The organism is Nocardioides epinepheli, assembly GCF_037936805.1.
Lineage (GTDB): Bacteria > Actinomycetota > Actinomycetes > Propionibacteriales > Nocardioidaceae > Nocardioides.
Genome location: NZ_JBBMMC010000011.1, coordinates 91,242 through 111,285, shown reverse-complemented (window position 1 = coordinate 111,285; position 20,044 = coordinate 91,242). Strand labels below are relative to the sequence as shown.

The following is a 20,044-nucleotide window of genomic DNA, read 5'->3' as shown; positions in this document are numbered from 1 at the left end:
GGCGTTTCTGTTCGACATTCGCGCCGACTCGGCGTCTCGGCGCAGACGCCACGAGCCTGGTAGGCAGGACCCATGACATCCCTGGTCCTCGGACCGCTCCTGCGCCACGTCGACCAGCACTCGGCCTCGATCTGGGTGGAGGTCGACCGGCCGGCGAGGGTGCGGGTGCGCACCGACGACGGGCCGACGGCCGAGGCCGTGACCTTCGCCGCGCACGACCACCACTACGCGCTGGTGTGCCTCGACGGGCTCGAGTCGGGCCGGCGCTACGCCTACACCGTCGACGTCGACGACGAGCGCGTGTGGCCGGAGTCCGACTCGACGCTCCCACCCTCGGTCGTGCCGACCCTCGACCACACCAAGCCGCTGCGGCTCGCCTATGGGTCGTGCCGGACCTCGGTGTCGCACGACGAGAAGGGGAACGCCACGCACGGAGTCGATGCGCTGCGCGCCTTCGCGTTGCGGATGGCCGGTCTCACCGGCCACGTCGACGCCAGCCGGGATCCAGACGGCGACGAGCCGCGGTGGCCCGACCTGGTCGCCTTCCTCGGCGACCAGGTCTACGCCGACGAGACGACCGAGGCGATGCGCGCCTTCATCGAGGAGCGGCGCGGCCTGGACGAGCCGCCCGGGGACGAGCTCAAGGACTACGAGGAGTACGCCCACCTCTACAAGCTCGCCTGGTCGGACCCGGTCAACCGCTGGCTCCTGTCCACGCTGCCGAGCCTGATGATCTTCGACGACCACGACATCCGCGACGACTGGAACACCTCGCGCGCCTGGAAGGACGAGATGGAGGCCACCAGCTGGTGGCACGACCGGATCGTCGGCGGGCTGGCGTCGTACTGGGTCTATCAGCACCTGGGCAACATGACGCCGGCCGAGCGCGACGAGGATCCGTTGTGGCAGGAGATCACCGCTCACTCCGACGAGCCGGGCTACGACCTGAGCGAGCGACTCGACGCCTTCGCGAACCGGGCCGATCAAGAGCCCACCTCCTATCGATGGAGCTACGCGCGCGATCTGGGCACGCAGTCCCGGCTGATCGTCGTCGACTCGCGTGCCGCGCGGGTGCTCGATCCCGAGGACCGCAGCATCCTGGACGACGACGAGATGGCCTGGCTTGACGAGCAGATGCGCGGCGACGTCGATCACCTGATCGTCGCGACGTCTCTCCCGTTCCTGCTCGCGCCCGGCCTGCACTACGTGGAGGCGTTCTCCGAGGCGCTGGCCGGCGGCGGTTGGGGACGCCAGCTCTCCGGGCTGGGCGAGAAGGTGCGCCAGACCGTCGACCTCGAGCACTGGGCCGCCTTCCAGCGCGGCTTCCGCCAGGTCGCCGAGATGGTGCTCCAGGTCGCGCGCGGCGAGCGCGGGCGGCCGCCGGCGACGATCATGTTCCTCTCCGGCGACGTGCACCACAGCTATCTCTCCTCGGTCACCCCGCGTCCGGAGGATCGCCCCCACGTGCGCAGCCGGATCTTCCAAGCCGTCTGCTCGCCGATCCGCAACCCGCTCCCGCGCAGGATGCGGTTCGCGACCGCCGCCCTGTCCTACGGCGTCGCCGGGCCGCTCGGTCACCTCGTCGCACGCTCGGCGAAGGTGCCCGACGCGCCGTTCACGTGGCGGCTGGTCGAAGGTCCGTGGTTCGACAACAACCTCGCCGTCCTCGAGGTGCACGGCGCCGACCTACGACTGTGGTGGGCCACCGGCGAGGTCGAGGACGACGTCGACCGTCCGCTGCTGGTGCGAGTGGCCGACGTGACGGTGAATGGACAGGGAACCGCCATCGGTCGGGACTCGTCCTAGGGTTTCCGCGCTGCGGCGCCTGCTGCGGCCTGTCACCTGGGGGATATGCACTGTGTCGAGAACATCGTTGGCTCTTCGAGCCGCCGTCGCGCTGGTTGTCGCGAGCTCTTTGTCGGCCTGCGGCGGTGGCGAGGACGGTGCCGGCGAGGAGCCGGATCCGAAGAGCTCCATGTCCGACCCGGCGGACGACCCGTCGTCCGGTGCGGTCCTCAGCGGGCAGTGCCCGACGTCGTTCGGCGCCCAGCGGGTCGTCGAGGTGCCTATCGGGGGTTCCGCGAAGCCCGCCGCGAACGCCGACACCGTCTACCGGGCCGGCTCCGAAGAGGTCGACTTCGAGGCTCCGGACGACCAGATCTTCGTCCTCCCTGCTGAGCCCGACGACGCCGAACCGGTCCCGGTGGGCGCACCCATCACCGACCTGGTCGGCGACGTCGAGCTGGTGACCGTGCTGGAGGACGGCTTCGTCATCGCCTATCCGCGCACCGAGACGTCGGTGGCCCTCCAGCGTCGCGACGCGAAGGGCGCCGTGGTGTGGGAGCAGGAGATCGAGCACACCGGCGAGACCAGCTCCGGATTCGCCGAGTACGACCACGTCACGGGAACGATCGACGTGGTCGGGCTCGACGGAGAGTCGTCGGTCGTCGTGGATGGCGACGGACCCGAGACGGTGCAGACCTCCGAGCGGATCGGCCTGGACGGCGAGAAGGTGCTCGTCGACGAGCTGTTCGGCATCGACTGGACGCAGATCCCCGCCTCGCTGGGCGACGACCTGACCCAGGATCCCGACGCCACGGCCGAGCGGGTCGTCTACGCGCCCACCTTCGACGAGCCGACGTCGATCACGCTGCGCGACACCACCTCGGACCAGACCTGGACGATCACCGAGACCGAGCCGTTCGGCTTCGTCCAGTGCGGCACCCTCGTCTACACCGTCAGCCCGACGGCCTTGCGCGTCTACGACGCGAGCGGAGACACCGCGGAGCTGACGCCGACCGAGGAGGTCACGCTGGACGCGCCGGCCGCCGGCGACCCGCAGCTGATCGTCAACCCGGGTTCGATCTCGATCGAGGGCGACGACTTCAACACCTGGGTCCTGGTGAGCTGATCCCGGATAGTCAGCTCAGCTGGCGCCAGTGACCCTCCGACACGACCTCGACGGCGCCGTCGACGACCGTGATCGCAGTCTGGTCGTCGACGGCGTACGTCGGGCCGGCGATGCCGGCCGCCCACTGCTCGGCCTCGGCCATCGAGTTGCCCGGCTCGCCGTCCGGCGCGACGTGCGGGCAGATCGAGAAGTCGACCAGTCCCAACGTGCCGACGTCGCCCGTCGGCGGCCGCCACTGGATGAACTCCTCGCCGACCTCAGGGGTCATCACCATGCTGCCCGCGCTCAGTCCCACCCACACGGTGTCGTCCAGCGACGGGAGCAGGTCGACCAGTCCCGTCTCCCGCATCCAGTGATACAGGTAGAGGACGTCGCCGCCGGCGACCAGGAGTGCGTCGGTCTCGCGCACCAGCGGGACCCAGCGCTCGGCGTCGATGCTGGGCAGCGCGGTGAGCTCCAAGATGCCCATCGACTTCCACCCCAGGTCGACCATCGGGTTTCCGGGCTCCTGCCCACTGATGAACCGCCAGACCTTCTCCCCGGGGCCGTTCCACGGATGCCCGTACATCGCGGTGGGGATGCACAGCGCGGTCGAGTCGGCGATCGGCTTCCCCAGCAGCTCGACCAGGGTGTCACGGATGCTGGCGTTCGTGACGCCGCCGGAGGTGAGTAGCAGCTTCAAGGGTGGCCTCCCGGGGTCGATGACGATGCTCGGATACCGACCCGGTCCGACAGCGAGACTCATCGCCCGCTGGTGCCGGTCTCGGCTCAGCGAGCCAGTTCGGCCGCCTCGACGAGGGAGGGGCCGTACCAGGTGATCAGCCTGCCCGAGATCAGTTCGGTGGGCGTTCGGGTGAAGGCCTCGGGGCCGTCGTCGGCGGTGAAGACGTAGGGCTCGTCGGGGAGCAGGACGACGTCGGCGCCGGCGGCGTCGAGGTCGGCGAGGTCGACGCTCGGGTAGCGGTCGGCGTCCTCGGCGTAGACATTCGCCCAGCCCAGGCGGCGCAGCAGGTCGGTGGTGAAGTTGCGCGCGCCGACCACCATCCACGGATCGCGCCAGATCGGGACCGCGACGGTGCGGGTGACCGGCGGGCGGTCGCCGCACCACAGGTCGCGCGAGGCCGCCAGCCAGTCGGGCGAGTGCCAGCCGAGGAAGTCGAACAGCCGCGCCATCGACGCGACGGCCTGCGGCACGGTCTCGATGTCGGTGACCCACACCGTGACGCCGGACTCGCGCAGCCGGCGCACGTCGAGCTCGCGGTTCTCCTCCTTGTTCGCCACCACGACGTCGGGGCTCAGCGCCCGGATCGCGGCGAGGTCGGGGTTCTTGGTGCCCCGCACCCGGGCGACGTCGAGGTCGGCGGGGTGCGTGCACCAGTCGGTCGCACCCACGACCGCCCCCGGCTCGACGGAGACCAGCGCCTCGGTGAGGGAGGGCACCAAGGACACGACCCGCCGGGCGGGCCCCGTGAGCGGGACCGGCGTGCCGAGGTCGTCGCGATCGGTGCTCATCGGGTGCTCAACGAGTCCTCACGGGGTCATCGGCTCCTGGTCCACCTGGACGTCGAACTTCACGTTGGTGCCGTCGACCTCGGTGGCCGTGACGGTCACGCCGTACTGGGTGCCGGCGTCGGTGAGGGTGCACCGGATCGTGGCGCCCACCTCGGCGGGCAGGTCGTCGACGCAGGTGACGTCGTCGGGCTCCTGGCCGACCGACGCCGCCAGCTGCTGCTTCGCCTGCTCGGCGACGTCGGCGGCGGGAACGGCCGCCCCGGTCGCACCCGAGGACGGGTCGGCCCCCGGCGACGCCTCGTCGACCTGGATGTCGAACTCGACGTCGCCGCCGTCGACCGAGGTGACGGTGACGGTCGCGCCGATCTCCTCGCCGTCCCTGCTCACGGTGCAGCGGATCGAGGCATCGACCTCGGCGGGGAGGTCGACGCAGGCGACGTCGTCGGGTGCGACACCGGCCAGCTCGGTGAGCTCCGCCTTGACCTCCTCCTCGACCTTCGAGGCGGCGATCGACGACGGGCTGGCGGAGTCCCCGGAGTCCTTCCCGCCGTCGTCGTCGCTGCTCGAGCAGCCGCCGAAGGAGAGGACGGCGATCAGTGCCGCAGCCGAGATCAGGGGGAGCCGCATGCGTGGGGTCATGGGCGCAACCGTAGATGGTCGTGGGTGACGTGCCCGAGCGGGCCGGGGGTAGCGGGCCGGGGATAGTTTGAGGCGTAATCAACCTCGGGGCGGGTGGTCGAGGTTGATAACGCCTCAAACTATCCGGGGTCTGTCCACAGGGGCCCGATCCGACGACGCTGCGCGGGGGACCCGTGCGAGGCTCAGACGTTGCGTCGGTACTGGCCGCCGACCTCGAAGAAGGCCTCGGTGATCTGGCCGAGGGAGCACACGCGGGCGGCGTCCATCAGGACGGCGAACACGTTCTCGCCGGAGGTGGCGGCGTCCTTGAGGCGGGCCAGCGCCTCGGTGGCCTCCTCGGCGTGCTCGGCCTGGAAGGCGTGGACCCGGTTGAGCTGGGACTCCTTCTCGGCGTCGGTGGCGCGGGCGAGCTCGACGTGCTCGGGAGTGCCGTCGTCGGAGTCGGGCCGGCGGAAGGTGTTGACGCCGATGATCGGTAGCGAGCCGTCGTGCTTGCGGTGCTCGTAGAGCATCGACTCGTCCTGGATCCGGCCGCGCTGGTAGCCGGTCTCCATCGCGCCGAGGACGCCGCCGCGCTCGTTGATCGCGTCGAACTCCTTGAGCACCGCGGCCTCGACGAGGTCGGTGAGCTCGTCGATGATGAACGAGCCCTGGAGCGGGTTCTCGTTCATGGCCAGGCCCCACTCGCGGTTGATGATCAGCTGGATGGCCAGCGCCCGGCGCACCGACTCCTCGGTGGGGGTGGTGACCGCCTCGTCGTAGGCGTTGGTGTGCAGGGAGTTGGCGTTGTCGTAGATCGCGATCAGCGCCTGGAGCGTGGTGCGGATGTCGTTGAAGTCCATCTCCTGCGCGTGCAGGGAGCGTCCGGAGGTCTGGACGTGGTACTTCAGCTTCTGCGAGCGCTCGTTGGCGCCGTACTTGTCGCGCATGGCGACCGCCCAGATCCGGCGCGCGACGCGGCCGATTACCGAGTACTCGGGGTCCATGCCGTTGGAGAAGAAGAACGACAGGTTGGGCGCGAAGTCGTCGATGTCGAGGCCGCGCGCGAGGTAGGACTCGACGTAGGTGAAGCCGTTGGCGAGGGTGAAGGCCAGCTGGCTGATCGGGTTCGCTCCGGCCTCGGCGATGTGGTAGCCGGAGATGGAGACCGAGTAGAAGTTGCGGACCTGGTTCTGGATGAACCACTCCTGGATGTCGGCCATCATCCGCAGGCTGAACTCGGTGGAGAACAGGCAGGTGTTCTGGCCCTGGTCCTCCTTGAGGATGTCGGCCTGCACCGTGCCGCGCACGGTCGCGACGGCCTTGGCGGCCAGCTCGGCGCGCTCCTCGGACGACGGCTCGCGGCCCTCGGCGTCGCGGAACTTGTCGACCTGCTGGTCGATCACGGTGTTGAGGAAGAACGCCAGCACGGTGGGGGCCGGGCCGTTGATGGTCATCGACACGCTGGTCGAGGGCGCCACCAGGTCGAACCCGTCGTAGAGCACCTTCATGTCGTCGAGGGTCGCCACGCTCACGCCCGACGTGCCGACCTTGCCGTAGATGTCGGGGCGCTCGTCGGGGTCGCGACCGTAGAGGGTCACCGAGTCGAACGCCGTGGAGAGCCGCTTGGCGTCGCTGTCGGCGCTGAGGACCTTGAAGCGGCGGTTGGTGCGCGCGGGGTCGCCCTCGCCGGCGAACATCCGAGCCGGGTCCTCGCCGTCGCGCTTGAACTGGAAGACCCCGGCGGTGAAGGGGAACATGCCGGGCAGGTTCTCCTTGCGCCAGAAGCGCACCAGCTCGCCGTGGTCGGTGTAGTGGGGGAGTGCGACGCGACGGATCTTGTTGCCCGACAGCGACTCGCGCACCAGGCTGGTGTGGATCTCCTTGTCGCGGACGACGACGACCTGCTCGTCGCCGGAGTAGGCCTCCACGACCGAGTCCCAGCCGTCGATCTGGTCGCGGACCTCGCGGGGAAGGTCCTCGCGCGCCTGCTCGAGCAGGCGGTCGATCTCGGCGCGGTCGGTGAGCTCGGCGGCGACCTCGGAGAGCCGCTGGACGCGGCGGGCGGCGTCGGCCAGCTCGTCGGTGCGGGCGTGGTAGGCGCGCACCGTCTCGGTGATCTCGGACAGGTAGCGCACCCGGTCGCCGGGGATCACCTGGGTGATCGCGGACGACGTCTTTGTGTCGACGGCGGGCAGCGTGCCCTCGGTGACCGGCAGGCCGCCGTCGGCGAGCAGGCCACGCAGGTGCTGGTAGAGCGCGGTGACGCCGTCGTCGTTGAAGCGGGCGGCCGAGGTGCCGAAGACCGGCATGTCGGAGGGCTGCTTGCCGAACGCCTCGCGGTTGCGCACCAGCTGGCGGCCGACGTCGCGCAGGGCGTCGGCGGCGCCGCGGCGCTCGAACTTGTTGATCGCCACCACGTCGGCGAAGTCGAGCATGTCGATCTTCTCCAGCTGCGAGGCGGCGCCGAACTCCGGCGTCATCACGTACATCGAGGTGTCGACGAACGGGACGATCGCGGCGTCGCCCTGGCCGATGCCCGGCGTCTCGACGACCACCAGGTCGAAGCCGGCCGCCTTGAGCATGGCGACGACGTCGGCGATCTGGTCGGGGATCTCGTGGGCGCCGCGGGTGGCCAGTGAGCGGAAGAAGACGCGCTCGCCGTCGAGGGAGTTCATCCGGATCCGGTCGCCGAGCAGCGCGCCGCCGCCCTTGCGGCGGGTCGGGTCGATGGCGATCACCGCGATGCGCAGCTTGTCCTGCTGGTCGACGCGGAAGCGGCGCACCAGCTCGTCGGTGAGGGAGGACTTCCCGGAGCCGCCGGTGCCGGTGATGCCGAGCACGGGCACCGGGTGCCGGTCGGCGGCCGCGCGGACGGCGGCGAGCAGTTCGTCGTCCAGACGCCCGGTCTCGGCGCCGGTGATCGCCCGCGCCACCGCGAACCGGTCGCCGCTGAGGATCTGCTCGGCGGTGACCTGCTTGGTCTGCCACAGGTCGGAGTCGCAGTCGGCGACCACCGAGTTGATCATGCCGACCAGGCCCATCCGCTGGCCGTCCTCGGGGGAGAAGATCGTGACGCCGCTGGCGCGGAGCCGGTCGATCTCGTCCTGCACGATCACGCCGCCGCCACCGCCGACGACCTTCACGTGGTCGGCGCCCTGGGCCCGCAGCGACTCCACGAGGTACTCGAAGTACTCCACGTGCCCGCCCTGGTAGGACGAGACGGCCACGCCCTGCACGTCCTCCTCGAGGGCGGCGTCGACGACCTCCTGGACCGACCGGTTGTGGCCGAGGTGGATCACCTCGCAGCCCTGGCTCTGGAAGATCCGCCGCATGATGTTGATCGAGGCGTCATGGCCGTCGAACAGGCTGCTCGCAGTGACCAGGCGGACGGGGTTCGACGGCACGTGAAGCTCGGACACGGTGGCTCCCTGGGGTGGCGGACGCGGTGCTTCAAGGGTCTCATCGATTTGATAGGAAGTCCAACCAGTTTGATCCATGACCGCCCCATTCACGCCGACCCGTCCGCTATGGCTGACGGGTCAGCGCAAATGCGCAAATGGGACGCCGACCCGTCCGCTATAGCTGACGGGTCAGCGCAAGTGGGACGCCGACCCGTCCGCTATGGCTGACGGGTCAGCGCAGGATGGTCAGTGGCGGGTGGACTCGCGGGCGACCAGCTCGGGGGTGAAGATCACCTGCTGGTGCTCGTGGGCGGGGTTGGTGGCCTCGTCGATGGCGAGCTCGGCGGCGGCGCGGCCCAGCTCGGTGCGCGGTTGGCGGACCGAGGTGAGGGGGACGGCGGCGGCCCCGGCGAACTGGATGTCGTCGTAGCCGACGATCGCGAGGTCCTCGGGGACGCGGACGCCGTTGCCGATCGCGTGCTGGAGCAGGCCGAGGGCGGTCATGTCGTTGGCACAGAAGGCCGCAGTGGGGCGCCGCGACTTCGGCAGGCCGGCGATCCGGGCGCCCGCCTCGCGCCCGGCCTCGACGTCGAGGGTGGGGGTGAGAGTCTCGGTCAGGTCACCTTCGGGGAGGCCGGCGTCGGCCCAGGCCGCACGGGACCCGACGAGCCGGTCGCGGACCTGGCCGAGGTCGGGAGGCCCGCCCACGAAGGCGATCCGCGTGTGCCCCCGGTCGAGGAGGTGCTCGATCGCGATCCGGCCGCCGAGGACGTCGTCGACGGCCACCGAGCAGAAGGCGCTGCCGGTGCGGGTGCGGTCGACGATCACCACCGGCGTGCCCCGGTCGCGGACGGCATCGAGGCTGGGCGACTCGGGATCCACGGGCGTGACCAGCAGTCCCTGCACCCGCTGCTGCTGGAAGAGCGCGAGGTGGGCGGCCTCCCGGTCGGCGCGCTGGCCGCTGTTGCACAGCACCAGGGAGAGCCCGGCCTGCTCGGCGGCGCTGTCCATGCCGTCGGCGACGTCGGTGAAGAAGGGGTTGCCGGCATCGAGGACGACGTAGGCGAGGGTGCGGCTGGTGCCGGCGCGCAGCTGCCGGGCCGACTCGTTGCGCACGAAGCCGAGATCGGCCATGGCCCGCTCGACGCGCTCGCGAGTCGGAGTGCTCACCCGGTCGGGGCGGTTGAGCACGTTCGAGACCGTCCCGAGGGAGACGCCGGCGGCAGCGGCGACGTCCTTGACGGAGGCGGAGCGGCTACCGCGAGGTGCGTGGTTGAGCGCCATAGAGGTCCTGTCCGAGGAGTGCTGAGTGAAACGTACTACGTCGTCGCGGAGATCGACCTTCGACGCGTGGGCCACTTGAGAGTCCGAGCCCGCTGGGCGATCGCGTCGAAAAACTTCGTCGCGACTGTTGCGCGTTGTGAGCGCGGTCACCTACTCTCTGCCCCGTGAGTGAAACCTTTCAATCACTGCCCGCGGTACTCGAGCTGACCGATGTGCGCAAGTCCTTCGGTGCCGTCCAGGCGCTGCGATCGGGCACCCTGCGGGTCGAGCCGGGCTCCATCCACGCCCTGATCGGCGAGAACGGCGCGGGCAAGTCGACGCTGGTCAAGATCGTGGCGGGTGTGCACCGGCGCGACGGCGGCACCTTCCGCTTCAAGGGCAATGACGTCGACTTCTCCTCCACCGCCGAATCCAAGGGCGCGGGGATCGCGGTCATCTACCAGGAGCCGACGCTCTTCCCCGACCTCTCGGTCACCGAGAACATCTTCATGGGCCGGATGCCCCTCGGAGCCGGCCGACGCATCGACCGCGCCGCCATGCACGAGGAGGCCGAGTCGATCTTCCGGCGCCTCGGGGTCCGCATCGACCCGCGCCGCTCGGCGCGCGGACTCTCGATCGCCGACCAGCAGATCATCGAGATCGCCAAGGCCATCTCCCTGGACGCCTCCCTCCTCGTGATGGACGAGCCCACTGCCGCCCTCTCCGGCGTCGAGGTGGAGCGGCTCTTCGCCGTGGCCCGATCCCTGCGCGACGAGGGCCGCGGCCTGGTGTTCATCTCCCACCGCTTCGACGAGGTCTTCGACCTGTGCGACACCGTCACCGTGATGCGCGACGGCGCCTACGTCGGCACCGAGAAGGTCGCCGAGACCACCGTGCCGGCCCTGGTCTCGCTCATGGTCGGACGTGAGGTCGACGACCTCTTCCCCAAGGTCGACGCCGAGATCGGCGACGTCGTCCTCTCGGTCGAGAACCTCGACTCACCCGGCGTGTTCCGCGACATCTCCTTCGACGTCCGGGCCGGCGAGATCGTCGCCCTGGCGGGGCTCGTGGGCGCCGGTCGCAGCGAGATCGCCCGTGCTGTGTTCGGCGTCGACAAGTACCGCAGCGGCCGGGTCACCCTCGACGGGAAGCCAATCCGTCCGGGCAGCCCGCGTGCCGCGATCAAGGCCGGCATCGCGTTCGTCCCCGAGGACCGACGCCAGCAGGGACTGGTCATCGACAGCTCGGTGGCCCACAACATCGCCGGGGTGATCCGCGGCCGGATCGCCAAGGGCGGCCTCATCGCCACCGGCATGGAGAACAAGGCGGTGCGCCCCTGGGCCTCCCGCCTCGAGGTGAAGACCAACGCCCTCGACATGGCCGCCACCACGATGAGCGGGGGCAACCAGCAGAAGGTCGTCATCGCCAAGTGGCTGGCCACCGGACCCAAGCTGCTGATCATCGACGAGCCGACCCGAGGCATCGACGTCGGCACCAAGTCCGAGGTGCACCGGCTGCTCTCCGAGCTCGCCGGGCAGGGCCTCGCGGTGCTGATGATCTCCAGCGAGCTTCCCGAGGTGCTCGGCATGGCCGACCGCGTGCTCGTGGTGTGCGAGGGCCGGATCACCGCCGAGCTCGCCCGCGGTGAGGCGACTCCCGAGACCGTGATGGCCGCGGCCACCGGCACCACCCCCGACCAGATCCACCTCGAGCACGAGGCCGAGGCCGTCAAGGAGGTCACGGCATGAACACCGCGCTCGACACTCCTCCCGCACCCACCCGACGCCGCCCCGACGTCGGCCACATCCTCGGCGGCCTCGTGCGCTCGCGCGAGATCGCCGTCCTGGTGGTGCTGCTGCTCCTCATCGCGGTCGCGACGTTCAAGAGCGACGGCTTCCTCACCGGCGACCGGTGGCGCGACCTGCTGCTCACCCCGAGCATCCTGATGCTGCTCGCGGCCGGGCAGACGATGGTGATCATCACCCGCAACGTCGACCTCTCGGTCGGCTCGACACTCGGACTGTGCGCCTACGCCACCGGCGAGATCATGTCGGCGGGTCACTCGCCCTGGCTCGCCGCCCTCGGCGGCGTCGCGCTCGGCGCCGGACTCGGTGCGATCAACGGACTGATCATCGCGGTGGCACGGGTGCCGGCGCTGGTGATCACGCTCGGCACCATGCTCGTCTATCGCGGCATCCTGCTGCGCTGGGCCGGCAGCGACCGGGTCAACGCCGGCGAGCTCGACCCCGGCTTCCTCGACCTCGGCACCAAGCAGATCCTCACGATCCCGGTGCTGACCATCTTGTCCCTCCTCGTCGTGATCGCGGTGGGCTACTACCTGCGGACGGCGCGCGGCGGACGCGAGCTCTACGCGATCGGTTCCGATCCCGACGCAGCGGCGCTCTTCGGACTGCCGATCCGGCGCCGGGTGCTGGGCGCCTTCATCGCCTCCGGCGCCCTCGCCGGACTGGCCGGCGTGTTCTGGGCGGCCCGCTACGGCGGGGTCTCGTCGAATGCCGGCCAGGGGATCGAGCTGCAGGCCGTCGCCGCCGCGGTCATCGGGGGCGTGGCCATCTTCGGCGGCAGCGGCTCGGTGTGGGGCGCGGCGATCGGCGCCTTCCTCCTCGTCACGATCAACCGGGTCCTCCCGATCCTCGGGGTCTCCGACTTCTACCAGCAGGCCGTCGTCGGCGCCCTGATCATCGGCGCCATCGTCCTGGACCGGGTGCTCTCCTCCCGGGCCGAACGAAGGCTCGCCGTCGACAGAGAGGCGACGTCGTGAACGCACCCCTGACCTCCACCCTCGACCGTGCGGTCGACGAGCGCACCTACGCCTCCTACCAGCGCCCGTTCCTCTGGCGCCTGATCGCGACCCGCGAGTTCGCGATCGTGGCGCTGCTGGTCGTGGTGTTCATCTACGCCCGCGCGAACATCGTCGGCTTCGACGGCCCGCTCACGATCTACTTCCTGTTCCTCGAGTCGGCGCCGATCATGCTGCTGGCGCTCCCGATGACGCTGATCATCATCACCGGCGAGATCGACCTCTCCGTGGCCAGCACGATGGCCCTCACCGGGGCCATGCTCGGCATCGCCTACACCAAGTGGGATCTGCCATTCGTCGCCGCGCTAGGCGTCGCGCTCGCCACCGGCGTCGCCTGCGGTCTGTTCAACGGCTTCCTGGTGGCCTACCTGAAGCTGCCCTCGCTCGCGGTCACCATCGGCACGCTCGCCCTCTTCCGCGGGCTGGCCAAGGGCTTCCTCGGCACCGAGTCGATCAAGGGCTATCCGGAGAAGTGGACCGACCTCACCCGCGAGCGCCTCAGCGACGGCTCGAGCTATCCCCAGTTCGTGATCCCGCTGCTCCTGCTGACCATCGCCTTCGGGGTGCTGCTGCACTTCACCACCTTCGGCCGCGGAATCTACGAGATCGGCCTCAACGACGAGGCGGCGCGCTTCACCGGGGTGAACATCGCGCGCACCAAGCTGATCCTGTTCACCCTCGCCGGGCTCGTCGCGGCCATCGCCGGCATCTACCAGACGCTGTACTCCAGCGTCGCGCGCGGCGACTCCTCGGTGAACCTCGAGCTGCAGGTGATCGCAGCGGTGCTGCTCGGCGGCGTGTCGATCTTCGGCGGCCGCGGCTCGCTGCCGGGCGTCGTCGCCGGCGTCCTCCTCATCGCGGTCATCAACAGTGCGATGCGCCTCGACGGCGTCCGCACCGAGGTCACCAACATCGTGATCGGCTGCCTGCTCGTCGCCTCGGTGGTCGCCCCCATGCTCCTGACCTGGATCTCCGGGCTCGTCCCAGGTCGGGCCGGACCGACGGCGGAGGCCCCGCCGTCGACTCCCGCTCCAGAGCCGCCCGCCTCCGGCGGACCGTCGCTCGACAAGTAATCAGTTCACGAAAGGCACCGACACATGTTGAACAAGAACCGGCGGCTCGCAGCTCTTGCCGCGCTGGCCCTCACAGCCTCGGTGGCGCTCACCGCCTGCGGCGGCGACGACGGCGACAGCGGGAACGGCGGCGGCGGTGGTGGCGACGACGCCGCCAAGATCACCGTGATCCCGAAGAACCTCGGCAACCCCTACTTCGAGGCGAGTACGGCGGGCTCCGAGCGCGCTGCCAAGGAGTTCGGCGGCACCATCGACGAGGTCGGGCCAGGATCCGGCGAGTCCGGTCCGGACACGCAGGTCTCCTTCATCCAGACCGCCACCCAGCAGGGCGTCAACGCCCTGGTCATCTCGGCCAACGACCAAGACGCCCTGTGCGACTCGATCGAGCAGGCCCAGGAGGTCGACATCAAGGTCGTCACCTTCGACTCCGACACCAGCTGCCGCGACGTGTTCGTCAGCCAGGCCGACGCCGAGGGCATCGCCACCAAGCAGATCGAGCTCATCGCCGACCAGATCGGCGGCTCCGGCGAGATCGCGATCCTCTCGGCCGCGGCGAACGCGACCAACCAGAACGAGTGGATCAAGCTGATGGAGGAGGACCTCAAGGCCAACTACCCCGACATCACCCTCGTCGACACCGTCTACGGCGACGACGACGACCAGAAGTCCTTCGACGAGACCGCCGCGCTGCTCCAGGCGCACCCCAACCTCAAGGGCATCGTCTCGCCGACCACGGTCGGCATCGCCGCCGCGGCGCGCTACCTGTCGACCTCGGAGTTCAAGGGCAAGGTCGCGCTGACCGGGCTCGGCGCGCCCAGCCAGATGAAGACCTTCGTCAAGGACGGCACGGTCACCGAGTTCGCTCTGTGGAACCCCGACGAGCTCGGCTACCTGGCCGCGTTCACCGCCGACGCGCTCGTGAAGGGCGACATCACCGGCGAGGAGGGCGACACCTTCGAGGCCGGCGACCTCGGTGAGTACACCGTCGGCGCCGACGGCGTCGTCGTGCTCGGAGACCCGTTCGTCTTCAACGCCGACAACATCGACGACTTCGACTTCTGAGCGCAGCCGCGCCAGCGGATGCGCTGATGGTGGTCGAGCAAGCCGTACGACCGAGGAACGAGGTCGCAGCCGGCGTGTCGAGACCAGCCGTGCCAGCGGATGGGCTGTTGGTGGTCGAGCAAGCCGTGCGACCGAGGAACGAGGTCGCAGCCCGCGTGTCGAGACCGCAGCCGCGCTGAACAGATCCGAACAGATCGATCAACCACTACTCACGCAGGAACAGGGGGAACGCGCCGTGCCGCGCTACTGCTTCACCCTCCAGGTGCGCCCGGAGCGGCTGGAGGAGTACGCCGCCCGGCACGCCGCCGTCTGGCCCGACATGCTCGCCGCGCTCGCGGAGACGGGCTGGCGCAACTACTCCCTGTTCCTGCGTGAGGACGGCCTCCTGGTCGGGTACGTCGAGTCCGACGACCTGGCCGCCGCCCAGGAGGCCATGGGTCGCACCGAGGTGAACGCCCGGTGGCAGGCCGAGATGGCCGAGTTCTTCCTCGACCTCGACGCACCCCCCGACGAGGGCTTCGTCGCGCTCCGCGAGGTGTTCCACCTCGAGGACCAGCTCACGACCACGGAAAGCTGATCATGACCGACACCTCGCGCGCCTTCGCCGAGATCGCGCCGCTCCTCGAGGGGCAGGCCATCGAGCTGCCCTCCTGGGCCTTCGGGAACTCCGGGACCCGATTCAAGGTCTTCGGCTCCACCGGCACCCCACGCACGGTGGAGGAGAAGATCGCCGACGCCGCCACCGTGCACCGACTCACCGGCCTGGCGCCCAAGGTCGCCCTGCACATCCCGTGGGACCGCGTCGACGACTACGCCGCGCTGCGCGCGTACGCCGGCGAGCAGGGCGTCGAGCTCGGCACGGTCAACTCCAACACCTTCCAGGACGACGACTACAAGCTCGGTGCGCTCACCCACGTCGACCGCTCGGTCCGGCAGAAGGCGATCGACCACCACTTCGAGTGCATCGACGTCATGAACACCACCGGCTCACGGGATCTCAAGATCTGGCTGGCGGAGGGCAGCAACTACCCGGGCCAGGCCGACCTGCGTGGTCGGCAGGACCGGCTGGCCGACTCCTTGGCCAAGATCTACGAGCGGATCGGCGAAGGCCAGCGGCTCGTGCTCGAGTACAAGTTCTTCGAGCCGGCGTTCTACCACACCGACGTGCCCGACTGGGGCACCTCGTACGCCCAGGTGGCCGCGCTCGGCGAACGAGCCGTGGTCTGCCTCGACACCGGCCACCACGCCCCCGGCACGAACATCGAGTTCATCGTCATGCAGCTCCTGCGGCTGGGGAAGCTCGGCTCGTTCGACTTCAACTCCCGCTTCTACGCCGACGACGACCTCATCGTCGGCGCCGCCGACCCGTTCCAGCTGTTCCGGATCCTCTTCGAGGTGATCCGCGGCGGTGGCTATGCGCCGCTCGACCCGGACGCCGACGTGGCCTTCATGCTCGACCAGTGCCACAACATCGAGGACAAGATCCCCGGACAGATCCGGTCGGTCCTCAACGTCCAGGAGATGACCGCCCGCGCACTGCTCGTCGATCGCGACGCGCTCACCGCCGCTCAGGAGGCCGGCGACGTCCTGGGCGCGAACGCGATCTTCATGGACGCCTTCAGCACCGACGTCCGGCCCGACCTCGCCGCGTGGCGCGAGGAGCGCGGACTGCCGGCCGACCCGATGCGCGCCTACGCCGAGTCCGGCTACCAGCAGGAGATCGAGGCCGCCCGCGTCGGCGGCACCCAGCTGTCCTGGACCTGAACGACGTCTCCTGAGCCCCTGTCACCGCACCCGTCACCCCCCCGCACCTGTCACCCGCTGGAAGGAACCATGAGCAACCCCACCCCGAGCAACACCGCCGCCGAGCTCATCGCGCGGTCGAACCGCCTCGGCGCCGACCCCAAGAACACCAACTACGCGGGCGGCAACACCTCGGCGAAGGGCACCGAGACCGACCCGGTCACCGGTGAGCCCGTCGAGCTCGTCTGGGTCAAGGGCTCCGGCGGCGACCTCGGCACCCTCAAGGAGTCCGGGCTGGCCGTGCTCCGGCTCGATCGCATGCGCGCCCTGGTCGACGTCTACCCCGGGATCGACCGCGAGGACGAGATGGTCGCCGCCTTCGACTACTGCCTGCACGGCAAGGGCGGTGCGGCACCGTCGATCGACACCGCCATGCATGGCCTCGTCGACGCCGCCCACGTCGACCACCTGCACCCCGACTCCGGCATCGCCATCGCCACCGCCGCGGACGGCGAGGAGCTCACCGCCACGATCTTCGGCGACAAGGTCGTGTGGGTGCCGTGGCGGCGTCCCGGCTTCCAGCTCGGCCTCGACATCGCCGAGATCAAGGAGAAGAACCCGCAGGCGGTCGGCTGCATCCTCGGCGGCCACGGCATCACCGCGTGGGGCGACACCTCCGAGGAGGCCGAGCGCAACTCGCTGTGGATCATCGACACCGCGGCCGACTACATCGCCGAGCACTCCAAGTCCGAGCCCTTCGGTCCCGCGCTCGACGGCTACGGCGCGCTGCCGCCGGAGGAGCGTCGTGCGAAGGCGGCTGCCCTGGCTCCCACCATCCGCGGCATCGCCAGCCAGGACCGGCCGATGGTCGGTCACTTCACCGACAGCGACGTCGTCCTCGACTTCCTCGCCGCCGCCGAGCATCCGCGCCTCGCGGCCCTCGGCACGAGCTGCCCCGACCACTTCCTGCGCACCAAGGTGAAGCCGCTGGTGCTCGACCTGCCCGCCTCGGCCACCGTGGAGGAGAGCATCGCGCGGCTCAAGGAGCTGCACGAGGCCTACCGCGAGGACTACCAGGGCTACTACGACCGCAACGCCACGGCCGAGAGCCCCGCGATCCGCGGCGCCGACCCGCTCATCGTGCTGGTGCCCGGCGTGGGCATGTTCAGCTACGGCAAGGACAAGCAGACCGCCCGCGTGGCCGGGGAGTTCTACGTCAACGCCATCAACGTGATGCGCGGCGCGGAGGGGCTCTCCACCTACGCGCCGATCGACGAGGCGGAGAAGTTCCGCATCGAGTACTGGGCGCTGGAGGAGGCCAAGCTCCAGCGGATGCCGAAGCCGAAGCCGCTGGCCACCCGGATCGCGTTGGTCACCGGCGCCGCCTCCGGCATCGGCAAGGCCACCGCGGAGAAGCTCGCCGCCGAGGGCGCGTGCGTGGTGATCGCCGATCTCTCGTTGGAGAAGGCGCAGGCGGCCGCGGCCGAGATCGGCAACGCCGACGTCGCGGTCGGTGTCCAGGTCGACGTGTCCGACGCCGCCGCGGTACAGGCGATGGTCGACGCCGCCGTGCTCGCCTTCGGCGGGCTCGACCTGGTGGTCAACAACGCCGGACTGTCGCTCTCCCGCTCGCTGCTCGAGACCAGCGAGGACGACTGGGACCTCCAGCACGACGTGATGGCCAAGGGCTCCTTCCTGGTCGCCAAGGCCGCCGCGAAGGTGCTCATCGAGCAGGGGATGGGCGGCGACATCGTCTACATCTCCAGCAAGAACTCGATCTTCGCCGGCCCCAACAACGTCGCCTACGGTGCCGCGAAGGCCGACCAGGCCCACCAGGTCCGCCTGCTCGCCGCCGAGCTGGGCGCGCACGGCGTCAAGGTCAACGGCGTCAACCCCGACGGCGTCGTCCAGGGCTCGGGCATCTTCGCCTCCGGCTGGGGTGCGAACCGAGCGGCCGTCTACGGCGTCGAGGAGGAGGACCTGGGCAAGTTCTACGCCCAGCGCACGATCCTCAAGCGCGAGGTCCTCCCGTCCCACATCGCCAACGCGGTCTTCGTGCTCTGTGGACCGGACATGACCCACACCACCGGGCTGCACATCCCGGTGGACGCCGGCGTCGCGGCGGCCTTCCTGCGATGAGCCTGCCGTCCGGGCACCTGCGTGTCGCCGCCGTCGACCTGGGCGCGACCAGCGGCCGGGTGATGGCGGGGCTCGTGGGCCCGGACGTGCTCGAGCTCGAGGAGGTGCACCGTTTCCCCAACGGGGCGGTCCGCGTCCACGACTCGCTGCACTGGGACGTGCTGGGCATCTATCGCGAGGTGCTGGTCGGCCTGCGCGACATCGCCCGCCGGGGTCGGCTGGACGGGATCGGCATCGACTCCTGGGCCATCGACTACGGACTGCTCGATCGCGGCGGAGCACTGCTCGGCAATCCCTACAGCCACCGGGACTCCCGCACCGACGGGATGGCCGAGAAGGTGCTGGGGGAACTGCATGGCTCCGGGGCGGAGCGGATGTACGCCACCACCGGTCTCCAGCAGCTGCCCTTCACCACCATCTACCAGCTCGCCGCCGCCCGCGGGACGCCGGCGCTGGAGTCGGCCGAGACGCTGCTGCTGCTGCCCGACCTGCTCGGCTACTGGCTCACCGGCCGGCTCGGGGCCGAGCGCACCAACGCCTCCACGACCGGGCTCTACGACATCCGGGCGCGCGAGTGGGCACTCGACCTGGTCGCCGAGTGCGGCCTGCCGACCAGGGTGCTGCCGCCGCTGCGCGATCCGGGCGAGCCGGTCGGACCCCTCCTGCCCGCGGTCGCCGACCAGCTGGGCGTCGGTCCCGGCGTGCCCGTGGTGGCCGTCGGCTCGCACGACACCGCCTCCGCGGTGGTAGGCGTCCCGGCTGCCGAGCCGGACTTCGGCTACATCTCCTCGGGCACCTGGTCGCTGGTCGGCCTCGAGCTGGACTCGCCGGTGCTCACCGAGGATGCGCGGCTGGCCGACTTCACCAACGAGGGCGGCGTCGACGGCACGGTGCGGTTCCTCAAGAACGTGATGGGGCTGTGGGTGCTGTCGGAGTCGGTACGCACCTGGGCCGACCACGGCCTACCGGACGCCGATCTGCCGGCCCTGCTCGCGGCGGCGGCCGAGGCGCCCGCCCTGCGCACCGTGGTCGACGTCAACGACCCGAGCCTGCTGCCTCCCGGCGACATGCCGGCCCGGATCCAGGCTCTCGCCGAGCGCGCGGGGGAGCCGGTGCCGCACACGCCGGTCGAGATCACCCGCACCATCCTCGACGGGCTGGCGCTGGCCTACCGGCATCAGCTCCGGACGGCCGCGGCCTTGGCCGGTCGTTCGCTGGGCGTCGTCCACATCGTCGGCGGCGGCACACAGAACCGACTGCTGTGCCAGCTCACCGCCGACGCGACCGGCCTGCCGGTCGAGGCGGGCCCGGCCGAGGCCGCCGCGCTCGGCAACGTGCTCGTACAGGCCAGAGCGCTCGGCGCCGACCTCCCCGACCTCGCCGCCATGCGTGCGCTCGTGCGCCGCGCCCACGACGTCGTCCGGTACGAGGCGCGCGGCGGCCTCGACTGGGACGCCGCCGAGCGCCGTCTGTCGGCAAGTGCCACTAGGCGATGATG

The 20,044-nt window shown here is 70.3% G+C and carries 15 protein-coding genes; 10 read left to right on the top strand and 5 right to left on the bottom strand.

What is annotated here, in order from left to right:
- Positions 1-72 precede the first annotated feature (72 nt).
- Positions 73-1,806, top strand: a complete 1,734-nt coding sequence (locus tag WMR31_RS15675) for a DUF7800 domain-containing protein (protein ID WP_340539799.1) — start codon at positions 73-75, stop codon at positions 1,804-1,806.
- A 169-nt stretch (positions 1,807-1,975) separates the two neighbouring features.
- Positions 1,976-2,911, top strand: coding sequence for a hypothetical protein (locus tag WMR31_RS15670; protein WP_340539798.1), 936 nt, complete (start codon positions 1,976-1,978; stop codon positions 2,909-2,911).
- A gap of 10 nt (positions 2,912-2,921) precedes the next feature.
- On the opposite strand, the gene WMR31_RS15665 is transcribed toward WMR31_RS15670, so the two are convergent.
- The 5 genes from WMR31_RS15665 to WMR31_RS15645 all read right to left on the bottom strand — a co-directional run bounded on the left by WMR31_RS15665 (position 2,922) and on the right by WMR31_RS15645 (position 9,729).
- Positions 2,922-3,593 (bottom strand): Type 1 glutamine amidotransferase-like domain-containing protein, encoded by a 672-nt coding sequence (locus WMR31_RS15665; protein WP_340539797.1) that lies wholly within the window; start codon positions 3,591-3,593, stop codon positions 2,922-2,924.
- Between the two features lie 86 nt (positions 3,594-3,679).
- Positions 3,680-4,423, bottom strand: a complete 744-nt coding sequence (locus WMR31_RS15660; RefSeq protein ID WP_340539796.1) for a helical backbone metal receptor — start codon at positions 4,421-4,423, stop codon at positions 3,680-3,682.
- A gap of 18 nt (positions 4,424-4,441) precedes the next feature.
- Positions 4,442-5,062, bottom strand: coding sequence for a DUF4333 domain-containing protein (locus WMR31_RS15655; RefSeq protein ID WP_340539795.1), 621 nt, complete (start codon positions 5,060-5,062; stop codon positions 4,442-4,444).
- A gap of 182 nt (positions 5,063-5,244) precedes the next feature.
- Positions 5,245-8,463 (bottom strand): fused isobutyryl-CoA mutase/GTPase IcmF, encoded by a 3,219-nt coding sequence (gene icmF, locus WMR31_RS15650; RefSeq protein WP_340539794.1) that lies wholly within the window; start codon positions 8,461-8,463, stop codon positions 5,245-5,247.
- A gap of 228 nt (positions 8,464-8,691) precedes the next feature.
- On the bottom strand, positions 8,692-9,729 hold the full coding sequence (locus WMR31_RS15645; RefSeq protein WP_340539793.1) for a LacI family DNA-binding transcriptional regulator: 1,038 nt from the start codon (positions 9,727-9,729) through the stop codon (positions 8,692-8,694).
- Between the two features lie 164 nt (positions 9,730-9,893).
- Between WMR31_RS15645 and WMR31_RS15640 the strand changes: the two genes are divergently transcribed.
- The 8 genes from WMR31_RS15640 (at position 9,894) to WMR31_RS15605 (ending at position 20,042) form a co-directional block, all read left to right on the top strand.
- Positions 9,894-11,456 (top strand): sugar ABC transporter ATP-binding protein, encoded by a 1,563-nt coding sequence (locus tag WMR31_RS15640; RefSeq protein WP_340539792.1) that lies wholly within the window; start codon positions 9,894-9,896, stop codon positions 11,454-11,456.
- Positions 11,453-12,490 (top strand): ABC transporter permease, encoded by a 1,038-nt coding sequence (locus WMR31_RS15635; protein ID WP_340539791.1) that lies wholly within the window; start codon positions 11,453-11,455, stop codon positions 12,488-12,490. Before WMR31_RS15640 ends, WMR31_RS15635 begins: the two co-directional genes overlap by 4 nt.
- Positions 12,487-13,602: an ABC transporter permease gene (locus WMR31_RS15630; protein WP_340539790.1), complete on the top strand. Its 1,116-nt coding sequence runs from the start codon at positions 12,487-12,489 to the stop codon at positions 13,600-13,602. The genes WMR31_RS15635 and WMR31_RS15630 overlap by 4 nt, the downstream gene beginning before the upstream one ends.
- Positions 13,603-13,626: 24 nt before the next feature.
- Positions 13,627-14,664, top strand: a complete 1,038-nt coding sequence (gene rhaS / locus WMR31_RS15625) for a rhamnose ABC transporter substrate-binding protein (protein ID WP_340539789.1) — start codon at positions 13,627-13,629, stop codon at positions 14,662-14,664.
- A 235-nt stretch (positions 14,665-14,899) separates the two neighbouring features.
- A complete protein-coding gene (locus tag WMR31_RS15620; protein WP_340539788.1) occupies positions 14,900-15,241 on the top strand; it encodes an L-rhamnose mutarotase in 342 nt (113 codons plus the stop codon).
- A gap of 2 nt (positions 15,242-15,243) precedes the next feature.
- Positions 15,244-16,428 carry an L-rhamnose isomerase gene (gene rhaI / locus WMR31_RS15615; RefSeq protein ID WP_340539787.1) on the top strand — a complete coding sequence of 395 codons (1,185 nt, stop codon included), beginning with the start codon at positions 15,244-15,246 and terminating at the stop codon, positions 16,426-16,428.
- Between the two features lie 69 nt (positions 16,429-16,497).
- Positions 16,498-18,546, top strand: coding sequence for a bifunctional aldolase/short-chain dehydrogenase (locus WMR31_RS15610; protein ID WP_340539786.1), 2,049 nt, complete (start codon positions 16,498-16,500; stop codon positions 18,544-18,546).
- Complete coding sequence (locus WMR31_RS15605; RefSeq protein ID WP_340539785.1) at positions 18,543-20,042, top strand: rhamnulokinase; 1,500 nt, start codon at positions 18,543-18,545, stop codon at positions 20,040-20,042. Before WMR31_RS15610 ends, WMR31_RS15605 begins: the two co-directional genes overlap by 4 nt.
- Positions 20,043-20,044 lie beyond the last annotated feature (2 nt).